Below are 14,447 nucleotides of genomic sequence, written 5' to 3'. Positions count from 1 at the left end.
GCCTGATGCGGTCAGGAACGTCAGCCGCTGTACAACCGTCGGCTCAGCCTACGCAAGTTCGAACCTTGCACCTGCCACCAGCAGTAGCTGCAGGTCAGACGCCCTACGGGGCCTCTTCTGCGTTTCAGGGGTGTGCAACCAGATGCCGCTCTGAGCGGCCCGTTGTCGCTGGTCCACCAATATACGTGCAATGATCTTGAGCACGTTCCCGCAGGTCGGCCCTTGGTTTTGGTCAGTACGTGGCCAAGAACAAGAGCCCCGGTGGTGGCCGGGGCTCGGGGGTGGGGTTGGCAGTGCGTCATGCGAAGGCGTCGCCGATCCGCTGGTTGGCGATGTCCTGCTGTCCGTCGATGCACTTGGCGTAGACCCGCAGGAGGACATCGACGCTGTGGCCGGCTCTTTCGGCCACGTCCGGGGCTGAGACGCCCACGTTGAGCCAGAGAGACACTGCTGCGTGCCGAAGGTCGTACGGGCGTTTGGCGAGCGGGGAGGCGACCTGCGCGGGAGTGAAGGCCAAGAGGCGGGCGGCCTGCCAGACCTCGGTGTAGGCCGTTGAAGCCACGACGCCTCCCCGTTCACGGCGGAAGATGCGGCCGTCTTTGGCCGTTCCGTACTCGGCGATGTGGGCGCGGTGAATCCTGACCAGTTCGGGCGGGATGGGCACGGGGCGGACGTCCTGTCTGCCGCGGTGCTTGAGGCCGCGTTCCTCATGTGCGTTGCCGGTGTCGGTCCATTGGGTGTTCACCTCCGGCCGGGAGACGTCGATGGTGAGGCGTCCCCAGCCGGAGGCGGGGAGATGGCAGTCCTGAAGTCGAAGGCCGACCGCTTCGGCCGGGCGTAGGGCGGCGTAGTACATGCAGGCGAAGAGGGCCATCAGTCGCCGGCCTCTGCCGCGTCGGCCTACGTACGTCACGGCAGTCAGCAGTTCTTGCGCCTGACGTGGGTTGACGACGACCCGAGGGTCTACGGTCTCAGTGGTCTTGGGCGGCCTCCACTTGATCTTGTGCAGCGGATTTGCCGAAAGCTCCCCCAGCTCTACTGCGTACCCAAGCGGCGGCGCGGCGCGTCGCCGTACCCCGGCCTTCCGCCTGCCTGCCGTCCGGGAGTGCGGTCTGGAGGCCGGTCCCGGACGACGGCGGGACACCTGGCCGGGCACCGCCCGCCCGACCTGCCGTACCGACCGAACGCCCTGGCCAGGGTTGCCGCACCGCCGCACAGATGCGGCCCTACGATCGCCACTGCATGGCCGGTCGCCATACGTGGTCGGGCGCGATCGAAGACCCAGGTTCGTTCCTCACCCTGGCTCACCGAGTAGCCGTGTCGGCCCTTGCTACGTGACTAGCGGATCGCGCCTACGTATCAGCAAGATCGCTATCTAGACGGCATTGGCCAATAGGCCAGAGGGTTGCCCTGTTCTCGCGACCGCTTTACGTTTGCACTACAGACCGAACCGCGACGGGGGTCGTATGGGAGCGGAGACCGTTACCGCAATCAGTGCTGTCGTCATCGCCGTTGCATCTCTAGTGGTTTCGATATATCAGTTGAGATCCACCAGGCTGCATAACAAGCACATGATTCGACCACTTCTCCAATTACGTGTCAGCTTTTCTCCAGGCCACACAGCAGGTCTCATGGTTGTCAATGGGGGCCTTGGCCCAGCGATCATCACCGGTACTTGAATCTGGTTGGATGGTCAACTCATGGGGGCGTGGACCAAGGAGACTTCGCGCCTGGTACGCGGGGAGATGGCGACTTATGCCCGCGCCTCCACAGTAGTGCAGGGGGCCGGGCTTCCGAGCGGATACACGACTTTCCTGCTCAGTGTGGAATCCTACGAGGCATCCAAGCACAAGACGTTTCGAGACCTCGTGGAGCAGCGTTTCGACTTGGAGATTCGTTACGAGTCCCTATACGGAGGCGAGAACTTCGTCGAGACAACACGAACACCTGCCTGGCGAAGCTCCGTGTCGCTTCCCTTTGGAGCAGCGCCCTCACAAACGCCGAAGTCTCCAGAGCAGCCCTCATCGAGCGCAGGTTCGGCATAGTCCGCATTTGCCGCCGGGAGGATGTCCTCACGCATTCACGCGGGGACGATATGCTTGATGCTGTAATCACCAAGCGATCGGCAAGGCGGATACTTCGGGTATCGGATGGGACTCGCCGGGTCCAATCGCTTCGGTCTGGCACTCGGCGATCTACGATCTCGATGGGCTTCTACGTTGCCGCCATAGCCACTCAATACAAGATCGAGGTAGATGAGGATCTCTCGACCATCCTTCCGTCACCTCTCATGGAGGACGACGAGCGGATGGGGAAATGTTTCATGGCTTCCCGACTGTGGCGGGCGTCGGCCATCCGGGGAAGGGGGGAAGGTTGGGGAGGCTGATTCGAGGTCACGAGCTGTAATAAGCAAGTTCTAACCTTGCTGCTGCCCCACCAGCAGCAAGAGGCCGTCACCAGGGGGAACGCGGTGACGGCCTCTCTTTGTATCCAGCCATCTACAGCGATCCCCGGTGCTCTACGGCCTCTCACGGCTTACTCTCCGGCCTGAGGAGGATTCCGTACTGGCCCAGGCCCTAGCTCAGCGGGCCTCGGACCACCACCACGTGGCTGTGCTCTGCGGGCAGGAAGAAGGCGTCTCCGGCCCACTCCACGGTGTAGGAGTATTCGCCGCTGGTTTCCGGTGTGTCAGTGAAGCCGAACGACCCATCGCCCTCGAGCGGCAGCGATGGCAGCGTGGTCGTGACGGTGCCGTTGCGATTCATCACAGTGCGGTGCACCGTGATGGTGGTCCCCGACGATGGAAGCCTGTCGCCGGTGTCCAGTGTGCCGCTCAGTTCGATGCGCCTGTCGACGACCGTTGTCTCCGGCCCCGTGAGCTGGAGAGTGGCCGGAAGTTTGGCCACCCTCAAGCCGTGTGAGCTCCTCACTGCGTCGTACACGGAATCACCGGCCCATCTCACCTCGTACCAGATCATCCCGGTGGTCTGTGGGGTGTCAGTGATGCTGAAGGTGCCGTCCGCGTCGGTCGTGATCTCGGGGAGGGGCTCGATGGTCCCATCCGGGAGTTGACGGGTAACCACCACGCGTTGTGCGCCGGGAGTCGAGCCATCCGCCAGAGAGAGGCGGAGGTCCCAGGTGAACGGTTCGAAGAGGGTCGACGTGGGAGCGGGAGCCCAGCCGACGGAGGACCTGACCTTGGCGATCGCGATGGTGGCCGACGCCCTGCTCCACCGGAAATCGGGACTGCCGTCGAAGAGCGCGTCGTACGTGATGGTGCCGCTGACCTGCGGGGTGTCAGTGATGCTGAAGGTGCCGTCCGCGTCGGTCGTGATCTCGGGAAGGGGCTGGCGGGTACCGTCCGGCAGACGGCGCGTCACCACTACGGATCGCTCACCCGGGGTTGCGCCTCCGGCGAAGGAGAGCCGGCCCTCCAGGGTGAGCGGCTGCAGTATGGTCCCAGCGGCAGGAGCCGTCAGGGTCAGGGTCGAAGCCGCGAGGGTCACGTCGGGCAGTCGCAGCAGGTGAATCCTGCCGGAGGCGTTGCCAGATTCGCGCACGACACCGAAGACGTCCCTGCCGGTGAATACGAGGCTTCCCGCGAATATCTCGAAGAGACGGTCCTTGTACGTGAACGTCTTCTCGGCCGTGGTCGTGTCGTACACGGCTACGTCCAGATCGGACGATGTCACACCCAGGAGGTGATCGCCGTCCGGGCTGACCGCGACCGCTTCGGCACCGCCGCGGCTCCCCACATCCAGCTGGTAGCTCCGGATCAGGGTCATGTCAGCGGTGTTCCAAGCGTCGTATCTCGCCGGAGCGCCGAAGGCGGAGTACACCGTCGAGCCGTCTGTGGAGATGGAGATGTCCTGCAAATTGCTCAGGCCATACGTGTGGCCGCTGACGACTCCGCGGAAGGTGGCGTCGGCACCGGATATGTCATAAATGCGGAGGGCGCCGGGAGAGAGCCCAGTGATGCCGACCACCAGCGTCTGCCCTGCCGCAGCCACCAGCGGCGTGTTGAACAGCTGCGCCTCTATGGGGATGGGCTCGGGCGAGGCCGCGGCCACGTCGAGGCTGAGGACACCGCCATTGCTCTGGTAACTGCAGCCGTACCCGACATAGAGCCGACCGCCGGCCATGGAGAGATTCGAGGGGCACAGGTACGCTGCCAGGTCGATCCGCCGGATTTCGGCAAGGGAACCAGTGTCGATCTCGGCGACCTGGTTGGAGCCGCTCAGCGCCGCGTACAGACGTGTGCCGTCGGGTGTCGTGACGAGGCCCTTGACCCCCGGCAGGCCGGTGACGGCGCCGGTGAGCGAGCCCTGGGTGTCTGAGACAGTGATTTGATCGCCGACCGAGACGAACACCTTGCCTGCCCCGGTGGCCACGTCAGGGGTGATGCTCTGGGGGTAGACCCCGAGGGCTGTGAAGGAGTCGGCGGCGGTGGCGGGCGCGACGAACAAACCCGCCACTGTGACCACGGCGGCGGCGCAAGTCAACAGCCGACGGGTTAATCGGAGGTGTGGAGGGCGGGTCCGTAACGTATCGCTGCTGGATCGCCTGAGTGACAACATGATCTCCCCTTTATCGCTCACCAGTACGAGAAGCGACAAGATATACCCATACTGCTCCCCTTGCGTCAAGATCGACGCTGAGTAATTCGAGCTCGAAATGACCACCTGTCACACCGGCGGAAGGCCGGCGGCGAGGCAGTAAGCCAACGCGATCCTTGAGGCCCCGAGGCGCTGAAGGTCAACAGGGGGATGCGCGCCGTGGTGCGAGCTCACGTGGTGCCTGTCGAGCGACTGTTTGGTTTAACGTGAGAGGCATTGACAGGGTGGACACGGCCGGGCGAGCGCTGATGAGTGGCGCAAGCATGTCCGCGAACGTGGTTCGGTTGAGCAGGACAGCGAAGCTCTTGCCCACTGATCGGGTACGACAGCGATCCGTTTGAGGTTGAGCTCTACGAACACGCTTTAGATCCGCAAGTCCGATTGATTGACCGAGCAGTGCGGTCGCATGTTGGCCAGTACAACCGCCGGCCCCGGTGGCTGGAGTTGTGTGCGCAACGAATGTGTGAAGCTGGAGCATGATCCGGGATACACGCGGGATGAAGCGAACCAGTGGGAACGGAGAGGGCTCCGGCGGAGTTCCGGGACGCTTCTGGGTGGTGCCGGTTGATCATGCGGGAGGGCGTCCTCGATCCGCCTGTTGGTGATCTTCTTGGCCGTCGAGGCATTGGCATAGACCCTGAGGAGCACGTCCACGCCGTGCCCGGCTCGCTCGGCCACATCCGGAGCGGGCACGCCTACGTTCAGCCAAAGGGGCACCGCTATGACGGAGTGCGCTGGGTGGAGTGCGAACCTGATCAAGAAAGGATGCTCGTGAAGCCTGGCTCATGGTGAGCATTTACGACAGCGACATCGCCACTGTCATCTACCGGCCGGCAGGGCCGGGCACTGGCGTCGCCTACCTCGGCTACACACCTTGCACTTACTTCGAGGATCCAGAAGCATCGGTGCCTACGGACGTGGAGCGCGAAGCGGTGGGACTGGCCTCATGGTGGAGCCAGGCGCATGGCGGGGCAGATGATGCCGAGCACGGCGAAGATTTCGTCGAAGTTGAGGCCGCCCGTTTCTTGGGAGCGCTCAGCGTGCTTGCCCCGGCGCTCTCGCCCCGTGAAATAGCTTCGGCAGGAAATAAACACGTTGCGTTCGTGTCTGCCAAACTGACTGACGTGAAGAGGGATAGAGGGACGAGGCTGATCGAAGTTGCCTTGACCAGCCAGGTCGCTGGCCAGAACTCATGGCCGTTGGAAGTTGTCGACAAGATATACGTGTTCGGCTCTTACGCTCGTGGAGCCCTGGAACCGGGCGATGTCGACCTCTTCATCGATCGCGTACGGGGAAACCAAAGATGGGCAGGCCACTTCGTCAGGGCGATGTCCAACGGAAGGAACCCCTACTCGATCATCCGTCAAGGCTTGCTTGGCAGCAAGCGTGGCTGCCAGTTGGTCATCGACTACGACATCCACGCGGACAGTGATGCGATCCTTCTCTGGCAGCGAGGTGAGGGGCTGGATATCGCTTTGGAGCGGCTGCGGGCCATCAAAGCAGACCCCCTCGCTGGACGTGCACCACGGGAAGCAATGTTGCCTGAGTTCGAGGGCCTGGACGATCACATACCGCTCTATCAACGTGAGCGCCTATTGGCCGCCGTGAATGCCGGCGCGATCTCCATCGAGCGCATCACGCTCAATGATGCTGGACCCGACCTGGATCCCCACGTTGAGCGCCATATACGATTTCGGTGGAAGGATGGCAGCCCACTCCGCCGAACCGCCAGAGCGGTCGTAGCGCACTGGAGGGGCCGCGGCATCGATCCCGCGACCGCTCATCTGCATGGCGTGACGTCCAAGCGGAGGAGACGCCGTACTTCGCGGGATTCCAGCTGAGGTATCTCAGGAGTCTTCCAGGCTGCTTCACCGACTTCGGTGGGACTGAATGGATTGAAGTCCCTCGTCCGACAGCTACCAAGCGCATCGAAGCCCTGCGAATAGTGCCAGGAGGTAATCTGCGGTACTTCAAGCACGGCTGGCCAACGAGTGATGGACGTCCATGCGCTGCAGGTGGACAGCTACCCCTAGCCCCACGCGTTGCGCGATCGCGTCGAGCGCCAGCCGGACGGTCTTGGCTTCGTCCAGAGCAGCGAGATCAAGACGGACCCGTGGCGCGCCGCCACACCTTGCCCCCGCTCACCGTGGGGGTGTGGTTCATGGCCGGTCCCGGCCGGCATGGATGTGCAGGCCGGTCGCCGTACGTCTGCCGCGCCGTACTGACCTAACGCTCAGGCCGGGGGCGCCGCGCCGCTTGAGGACGGCTCCCCAGGGTTCGCCTCTACATGCTCCCATCCCTACGGGGACGCCGTCGTTGCCACCATGCCCAATCGGAATCGGGCGAGACAGGCGGAGCTGGGGAGGTTCGACGGAGGTAATGCTGGTCGACGGGAAGGACCAAGGCGTACAGATACGGTCTGGCCCACGACGGTAAGGCGACGAGAGCCTGTTCGAGCCGCCGGCGGGGCGCATCTCCAGTGCACTCCTCGCACTCGCACCGACCGCAGAGGCGGTCCGCAGTCCCGACAAGGGCCGCCTCCTGCCAGGCCGCCAAGGCGGCCGCTATCGCACCCGGCCACATCCGGGTGTGCTCCACAAGGATCACCGCGGTCATGGGGCGACGGCCAAGGCCGGGGACGTGATGGATCAACGCTCGGTGGGTCCCGCACGCCGATCCTCGCGTACGGACCTCGGAAGGGCGCCTACGCGGCATGGCCCTTTCTGTTTGAAGTCACGAGCCAGATGATCGCACGCCGGGAACATGACCACCAAGCCCCCGGATTGCGCCCGAGGCTTCCACGCCTCCGGCGAGGGCGCTCCGGCTCCAGGATGACCGCCGCCCGAGTGCCGGGAACGGGTGAGGCCCTTCGACGGCTGAGTTGGAAGGGCCACGGGACAAGGTCGTGCGTCCGGTGGAGTGCTCCAGCTCTACGGCGTACTCCAGCAGCGCATGCAGGACAGCCCGCTTGCGCCGGATCGTGTTGGCGCTGGCGGCCTTGCCGTCGAGGCGGAGCGCGATGGCGTCGAGCGCCAGCCGGACTGTCTTGGCCTGGCCGAGGATGGCCAGATCGAGCGAGGCGCCTTCGAGCCAGCGGATCACCCGTGCCGCGTCCCGAGGAGCAGCAGGCCGCTTGCTCTCGGGAAGGAGCGCGTACTTGCGCAGGGCCGTCCGCAACGACTCGACGTCGGGGCGTCCGGGCCGGTCCTTCACGAGGGCGGGAAGCCCCGTGGAGAGGGCGTCCGAGATGCTGTCCCGGGTCTTGGCCGCCGCGTGAGGCCACTTCATCTCTATGTACGCACGGACGAAGTCGAAGATCGTTCGGCGCTCTTGGCCTGCAACATGGACAGGGGGAGTCCCGTCTCGATGTCGAACGGCTCGCCACGCTTGGCCGCCTGACGGAGGTCCGACAGGAGGTTTTCCGCGAGCGCCTTGGTCCTGAGAGTCTTCGACTTCTGCCGGCGCCGACCTTCCAGCGAACGACGAAGGACAGCGTCTTGCTGGACTCGTTCCGGGTGATCGTCCAGAACTTCACGTCGTAGCAGGTGTTCACGCCGCCTCCCGGAGGTCTTCCAGCCAAGCTGTGGGTTCGCTGCGATAGATACGGATCTCTCCGTTGGGCAACTTGACGCCCTGGGGTGGCTTGCCGATCTTACGCCAGCGGTAGAACGTCCGGCGCGAGATGCCGCCGAGTGCGTCAAGCGGCGGCGCGGCGCGCCGCCGTACCCCCGGCCCTCCGCCCGCCCGCCGTCCGGGAGTGCGGCCTGGAGGCCGGTTCCGGACGGCGCGGGTCTGCGGGCCGGGCGCCGCACGCCGGTCCCACCGTACTGACCGAACGCCTCGGCCGGGGTTGCCACGCCGCCGCGCAGACACAGCCCTCACGATGGCCTCTGCATGGCGGGCCACCGCACAAAGCTGGGGGCGATCGTCGATCCGTGCTTCGTTCCTCGGCACGGCTTACCGGACAACGTGGTTACGGTCCGCTTCCGAACCGAGGCAAGTCCATCGGGTCATCTGGTTTCCGGTGCCTGGCGGGCAAGGTGCCGCTTGGAACCCGAGGTGGTCGGTCCAAGCGTGACACCAGCTGGCAGTGGTGATACCGGCTTTCTGATCCTGGGAATCACACCGACCTGGTACTCGTCCTCGTAGATCAATTCGCCGGGGTCGCTCGCGCGTACGAGGTCGCATCGCACTCCATGCACCGTCAATAGATCTCGCAACGGCTCGAGACGGGCGAGCATCGCGCCCGTGGGGGCGCTCTTGAACCACGTGATCGCGCCGATGGAGTTCCCATCGGCATAGAACGGCGGCTCGGGCAGGTGCTCGCGGAACCAGTCGTCGATGTCGAAGTAGAGTCCTTCTTCCTCCGGTGTGAGCAAGTTCTTGCGTCGCAGGTGGTCGACGGCGACGAAGATGCCAACCTCGACCCCCAAACGACCGACGTAGTCGGCCTGCAGTCGCAGGTATGGCGTCTCATGACTTGTCACGTCGTCAGGCACAGGATGCTCCGGAGTCTGGGCGGCGTCTGAACTGTGCGTAGGGTTCGAAGACCAGTAAGCCCGAACCCCTGAGTAGCTGCTCCTCGGAAGGCGGGCCTGTTAGGGATCATCACCCGGACCGCCGTGCCATACACGTGCAATGATCACGGGCTACGCGACCGAGACGCACGCTTGCATCACTGGTGGAAGACCGTTTTGCTGCCCGACAGGTCACGAGCTATAAACCGTCGGCTCAGCCTACGCAAGTTCGAACCTTGCACCTGCCCCAGCAGTAGCTGCAGGTCAGAGGCCCTTCGGGGCCTCTTCTGCGTTTCAGGGGTCATGCAGCCAGATGCTGCCGTGAGCGGGCTGTTGTCGCAGGTCCCGGAATATGGCCGGTATGGATCTTGGGGCGTTTCTCCTGGCCGGAGGCCATGATCTGCTCAGCCCCTGCTCGACGTGACCGCACACAGATAGGTCGACTCCTCCAGTAGCTGTGCTGTCAGCTTGATCCCCGTCAGGTTTTCGGCCAGTGCGAGGACGGCCCGGCTAGATTTTCTGGTGCCTCGGGGCTCCAGGTTGATCGCGAAGCCCTGCCCGTCGTATCGACCATAGGAGGCTGAGGCGGGACCTGATCAACTTGACGCCCGACGACCCGGGCAAAGCTGAGCACACCATCGGGCGGGTCGAAGGGCGCAAGTTCGAACTTTGCTCCCGCCACAACAGCAGGAAGGGGCCTGGTGGCAGCGGAAACGCGGGGACGGGCTTTCTCGTCGTGTCCGCGTTCACGCATCCTGCTCGGACTGTGGACGCCCTGGTCCAGATTCCGGGGTTCGTAGGGGGCCGATGTCGTGGGGGATGGTCGCCGCCGTGACGGGCGCGTGTGCCGTACTCGCCGTGCTTGGGATGGACGGCGATCCCTGCGCTGCGCGGTTCGTCTGGCCCGCAAGCCTCCTAGGCCGTCCGTGTGGCTGTCCATGGCCTGACATGCTCTGCCGCTGGGTCTCCCGACGTTCGGTGTTCTGCCTCCGTGGGCGTGGGTTTCGTCTCCGTGTCGTCCTGGATGGCGTCGGGGTGGCCGAGGCAGGTCGTCGCGCCGGGCTGTAGATAGACGTCTTGCAAGCCGAGCGCCATTGTATCGAACATGTGATCTAAAACTTCTAGGAAGCGGCCAGAATCGTTCTTACGATCTTGGTATCCGCGCCGGCCAGGTCGATCGGTCGGCGCTCCATCCTGGCGGGGCGCGATGACGCCCCTGACCGAACGGAGATTCACATTGCGGCGTGCACTGGTCGCGTTAGGCATTGGCTTGGGCGTGCTGGGCTCCGCAGTCGCTCCTGGGCCGGTACAGGCAGCAAGTGTGTGGGCGGAACCGCTGGCTCAGACGACGGCGGAAGCTCAGGACGTTGCGAAGTTCTGGCTCGACGACGGGGGCGCCAACCTGAGGAACGCCACGCCGTACGCCGTGCAGGCCACGGCCGGCGGGGAACGCCTGACCACGGACATCGTTCCGGGTGGTCCTCCGGCTTCCATCCCGCCGTTGGAAGGGCCGACCTTGCCCGACGGGTCGGCGCCCGCTGCCTCCGGTCGGGTGTTCTTCATCGGCAGCGACGGCGAGCCGCACTGGTGCACCGGCACAGTGGTGAACTCTCTGTATCGGAACCTCGTCGCGACCGCAGGTCACTGCCTGCTGGACATCGAGGCTCCGATGGGCTCGCTCGGCAAGTGGGTCTTCGTGCCCGGTTACTCCGATGGTCAGATCCCGTTCGGCCTGTACGTCGGGAAGCGGGCCTCTGTTCACTCTGACTTCGAGGGCCTTCGGGATTTCGACCGCGATTACGCCTTCGCCAACGTGTACAGCGGTGTCGTCCTCGCCTCTCCAGGCGTGCTGAGCAACGTCGGCAGGCTGGCCGAAAACGTCGGCGCCCAGGGGATTACGATCAACCAGCCGCTCGCACCGACGGTCGACGTCTTCGGCTACCCCGCCGGTCCCCATCCCGACGGGAGCCTGCCTTACACGGGTGAGACGCTCGAACGGTCAACAGGCTCGACCTTCGCGATGAATACCACGCTCTTCCGGGCCGACCGTCCCATCGGCGCGAACTCCCCGTTCACCGCGGAAGGCTCGCTCGGGTCCTCGTGGCTGACCGGTTATGCGAGCGGCAGCCGCACCGGCCATCTCAACGGCATCACTGTCAGCGTCTCCGACACCGATGGCGACAACCGGTATGACAGTGGCATATCGCCGTACTTCGACAGTGAGCTGTACATGGTCTACAGGAACGCCGCGAGCATGTGGACCGGCGTGATCGCCTAGGCAAGCTCACATGTCAAGCAGTCTTACCGGTTCGATCTGGGTCACGTACGAGGTGATCTGTCGCTAGCAGTAACAGCAGTTCAGAGGCCCTTCGGGGCCTCTTCTGCGTTTCCGGGGTGTGCAGTCAGATACAGCTCTGAGCGGCAGATTTCCAGGTCGAGGCGCATGAATCATGGGCGAATGGGCTATGCGGCGGTGGGGCGCGGGGCCCTGCAGGCTGAAGCTTAGAGGGCCTTCAGTCATTCTGAAAGCCGCGGACCGCAGCCGTCTTGTGGGCGTTCGCCCAGGTCATTCGGCCTTGGTGGGCGTCGACGCGGGAGGCGGATGGCGTGATTTGTGGGGTACGTGTCGTTGACGCCATCGATCCTCGGGTCGGAACGTGGTGCCGTGCACCCACACCGCATCGCCTTCGTGATTGACGAAGGCTTCCAGCCGCTCGACCTCGCTGGTCCGCATGAGGTGTTCATGCGGACCCACAGGACTCACGCCCCCGGGCCGGTGCGTACCGGATGCGGCTCGTCGGTGCGCCGGGCACGGGGTGACGGACCTGCCGGCGACCGGCTTCGACACACTGATCGTCGTGGGCGGTCCGGGCGTGTCCACCGCCCGGCACGGCTTGCGCCTGACCGGCTGGATCACCGCCGCCGCCCGGAGCGGGTGGCGGATCGCCTCCGCGTGCAGCGGAGCCTTTCCACCGGCCAAGGTCGGTCTGCTGGACGGCCGCCGCGTCACCACCCACAGGGCCGGGGCCGAACGGCTCGCGCGGGAGACCCCGCCGCCTTCGTCCGCCACGGTCACCCGTGATCCGCAGCGGGGGCGACCACGGGCATGGACCTCGAGGCGGCCTGGGCGGAGGAGGACCAAGCGGGCGCTGAAGTACGGCGGCGGACCCCTCGATGTCATCGCCCGCCGCTACGGCTTCGGCACCGTCGTGACCCTGCGGCGCGGCTTTCACCGCTGCCTGGGCGTCACGCCCTCCGACTACGCGACTGATTCCGAACCACGACGGGAGAACACCTGTGACCACGTACGGACTGCTGATCTTCGACGCCGTCGAAGAACTCGACTTCGCCGGCCCCTGGGAGGTCTTCACCACCTCGGCCATCCTGCGCGGCGGCGTCGACACCGCGCTGCTCATCGCCGAACACCCCGACCCGGTCCGCTGCAGCAAGGGCATGCATGTGGGGCCCGATCGCACCCTGGGCGACCACCCGCCGCTGGACGTGCTGCTCGTCCCGGGCGGGCGCGGCGCCCGGGAAATCCAGCCGCACAACCCGGCCGTCACCGGCTGGATCGCCAAGACCGCCGAGCAGGCCTCCTGGGTCATGAGCGTCTGCACCGGCGCCTTCCTGCTCCACGCCGCCGGTCCCGCCCGCGGGCGCCGGGTGGCCACCCACTGGAACTACGAGGACACCCTCCAGGCGCGCGGGGACGTCACCGTCGTCCGCGACGCCCGCTACGTCGTGGACGGCAACCTGCTCACCACCCAGGGCGTCTCCGCCGGCATCGACGCCGCGCTGTGGCTCATCGGCCGCCTCCATGGTCGAGACCACGCGCGTGCCGTCCGCCGCGAGATCCAGTACGAGCCCGCCCCGCCCTACCTCGCCGACGAGCCCCTTCTGGCCGGCACGCGTCGAACCGACCGGCGGGGCGGATCACGGCGATGAGGCGGCGCGGAAACGCTGATGCGCCTCCTTCCTGTACAGGGATGAACTCCATGTCGCTTCTGGTCTTCTCACTCATGCTCGTGGTCTTCAGCCTGACCACCGGGGAGTTCGTCATCGCCGGGATCCTGCCCGACGTGGCACGCGACCTGTCGGTTTCCGTTCCGGCCGCCGGGCTGCTGGTCACCGCCTACGCCATCGGCATGATCGTGGGCGGACCGGTGATCACGACGCTGACCGCACGGCTGCCCCGCCGGCCGCTCGTCGTCGGGCTCATCGTCACCTCCATCGCCGGCAACGCCATGTCAGCCGTCGCCCCGAGCTATCCGATCCTGCTGGCCGGGCGTTTCGTCGCCGGACTGGTGGTGGCCACCTTCTTCGCCGTCGCGGTCGCCACCGCCGTGTCCACCGCTCCGGCGGGCAGGCAGGCCTCGACCGTGGCCCGGCTGACGTTCGGCATGAACCTGGGCATGATCGCCGGGACTCCGGTGGGCACCTTCATCGGTCAGAGCCTCGGCTGGCGGGCGACCTTCGCCGCGATCGCCGTCTTCAGCGCCACTGCCCTGATGATGGTCCTGCGGTCCTTCCCCGGCGGGCCCGCGCCGCAGGTCGGCTCGCTCCTCGGCGAGCTGCGTGTCTTCACCAGCCGGGAGGTGATCCTGGCCATCGCGCTGACCGCCGCCGGTAACCTGGGCGTCGTCACCGTCTTCACCTTCATGGCGCCCCTGGCAACCGACGTCAGCGGCTTCCCCGGCACGGCACTGCCCGCGCTGCTGCTGGTGTACGGGACCGGCGCCGTCCTGGGCAACTTCCTGGGCGGATGGCTGGCCGACCGGGCGCTCCTGCCCTCGCTCGCCGCTCTGCTGGCCGTCCTGGCGGGCGCCCTGGCCCTGGGCTGGCTGGTCAGCGGGCATCAAGGGGCGGCCGCCGTGCTGTGGTTCCTGCTCGGCGTCCTGGCGTTCGCCATCATCCCGGGCATGCAGACCCGGGTGGTGGCCACCGCGCAGGCTGCGCCCACCCTGGCGGTCGCCGTCAACGCCTCCGGTTTCCAGCTCGCCGCCGCGATCGCCGGATGGCTCGGCGGGCGGCTCATCGACGGGCCGGGGCCGCGTTCCCTCTATCCGGTGGCCGCGGCCCTCACGGTCACTGGCCTGCTCATCGCCCTGTACGCGTTGCGGCACGAGCGCCGCCGCCCTGCCGCCACGCCCGCTGCCCAGGAACAGGAAGCTCGCCCATGACGCACTGCCAGGCCGACCGGTCGCGCCCGCTTCGTGCCATGAGCTTCCCGCCGACCCCACCCGGCGCCCGCGGCGATCGAAGCTCCCTGGTTGTGGGCCCTCCGCCGGAAGGACCTTCCCCGCTCGAACGGATC

Annotated in this window: 10 protein-coding genes and 1 pseudogene; 4 read left to right on the top strand and 7 right to left on the bottom strand. The window is 65.9% G+C overall.

From position 1 onward, the window contains the following. Positions 1–298: 298 nt before the first annotated feature. Together AB0J53_RS01170 and AB0J53_RS01165 are read right to left on the bottom strand one after the other, a co-directional pair. Complete coding sequence (locus AB0J53_RS01170; protein ID WP_364167718.1) at positions 299–874, bottom strand: hypothetical protein; 576 nt, start codon at positions 872–874, stop codon at positions 299–301. A 1,702-nt stretch (positions 875–2,576) separates the two neighbouring features. Then, positions 2,577–4,466, bottom strand: a complete 1,890-nt coding sequence (locus AB0J53_RS01165; protein ID WP_364167716.1) for a hypothetical protein — start codon at positions 4,464–4,466, stop codon at positions 2,577–2,579. Between the two features lie 935 nt (positions 4,467–5,401). On the opposite strand from AB0J53_RS01165, the gene AB0J53_RS01160 reads away from it, so the two are divergent. After that, a complete protein-coding gene (locus tag AB0J53_RS01160; RefSeq protein ID WP_364167714.1) occupies positions 5,402–6,457 on the top strand; it encodes a nucleotidyltransferase domain-containing protein in 1,056 nt (351 codons plus the stop codon). Positions 6,458–7,349: 892 nt separating this feature from the next. Here AB0J53_RS01160 and AB0J53_RS01155 read toward each other — a convergent pair. The 4 genes and pseudogenes from AB0J53_RS01155 to AB0J53_RS01140 all read right to left on the bottom strand — a co-directional run bounded on the left by AB0J53_RS01155 (position 7,350) and on the right by AB0J53_RS01140 (position 9,672). After that, positions 7,350–7,904 carry a hypothetical protein gene (locus AB0J53_RS01155; protein WP_364167712.1) on the bottom strand — a complete coding sequence of 185 codons (555 nt, stop codon included), beginning with the start codon at positions 7,902–7,904 and terminating at the stop codon, positions 7,350–7,352. 261 nt (positions 7,905–8,165) lie between these two features. Further along, positions 8,166–8,318 (bottom strand): annotated as a pseudogene (locus AB0J53_RS01150) (excisionase); the annotation flags it as partial. Positions 8,319–8,626: 308 nt separating this feature from the next. After that, on the bottom strand, positions 8,627–9,115 hold the full coding sequence (locus AB0J53_RS01145; protein ID WP_364167710.1) for a hypothetical protein: 489 nt from the start codon (positions 9,113–9,115) through the stop codon (positions 8,627–8,629). Positions 9,116–9,537: 422 nt separating this feature from the next. Beyond that, on the bottom strand, positions 9,538–9,672 hold the full coding sequence (locus AB0J53_RS01140) for a DUF6461 domain-containing protein (RefSeq protein WP_364168527.1): 135 nt from the start codon (positions 9,670–9,672) through the stop codon (positions 9,538–9,540). Positions 9,673–10,454: 782 nt separating this feature from the next. On the opposite strand from AB0J53_RS01140, the gene AB0J53_RS01135 reads away from it, so the two are divergent. Beyond that, positions 10,455–11,411 (top strand): hypothetical protein, encoded by a 957-nt coding sequence (locus tag AB0J53_RS01135; RefSeq protein WP_364167708.1) that lies wholly within the window; start codon positions 10,455–10,457, stop codon positions 11,409–11,411. A gap of 288 nt (positions 11,412–11,699) precedes the next feature. Here AB0J53_RS01135 and AB0J53_RS01130 read toward each other — a convergent pair whose 3' ends face one another. Continuing rightward, positions 11,700–11,867 carry a hypothetical protein gene (locus AB0J53_RS01130; RefSeq protein ID WP_364167706.1) on the bottom strand — a complete coding sequence of 56 codons (168 nt, stop codon included), beginning with the start codon at positions 11,865–11,867 and terminating at the stop codon, positions 11,700–11,702. 563 nt (positions 11,868–12,430) lie between these two features. On the opposite strand from AB0J53_RS01130, the gene AB0J53_RS01125 reads away from it, so the two are divergent. Both AB0J53_RS01125 and AB0J53_RS01120 read left to right on the top strand, forming a co-directional pair. Continuing rightward, on the top strand, positions 12,431–13,078 hold the full coding sequence (locus AB0J53_RS01125) for a DJ-1/PfpI family protein (protein WP_364167704.1): 648 nt from the start codon (positions 12,431–12,433) through the stop codon (positions 13,076–13,078). 50 nt (positions 13,079–13,128) lie between these two features. Then, positions 13,129–14,313 (top strand): MFS transporter, encoded by a 1,185-nt coding sequence (locus AB0J53_RS01120; protein ID WP_364167703.1) that lies wholly within the window; start codon positions 13,129–13,131, stop codon positions 14,311–14,313. The last annotated feature ends 134 nt before the right edge of the window (positions 14,314–14,447 follow it).

It is taken from the genome of Nonomuraea sp. NPDC049725, from assembly GCF_040674795.1.
Taxonomy (GTDB): domain Bacteria; phylum Actinomycetota; class Actinomycetes; order Streptosporangiales; family Streptosporangiaceae; genus Nonomuraea; species Nonomuraea ceibae.
This window is presented reverse-complemented; position numbering and strand designations above follow the sequence as displayed.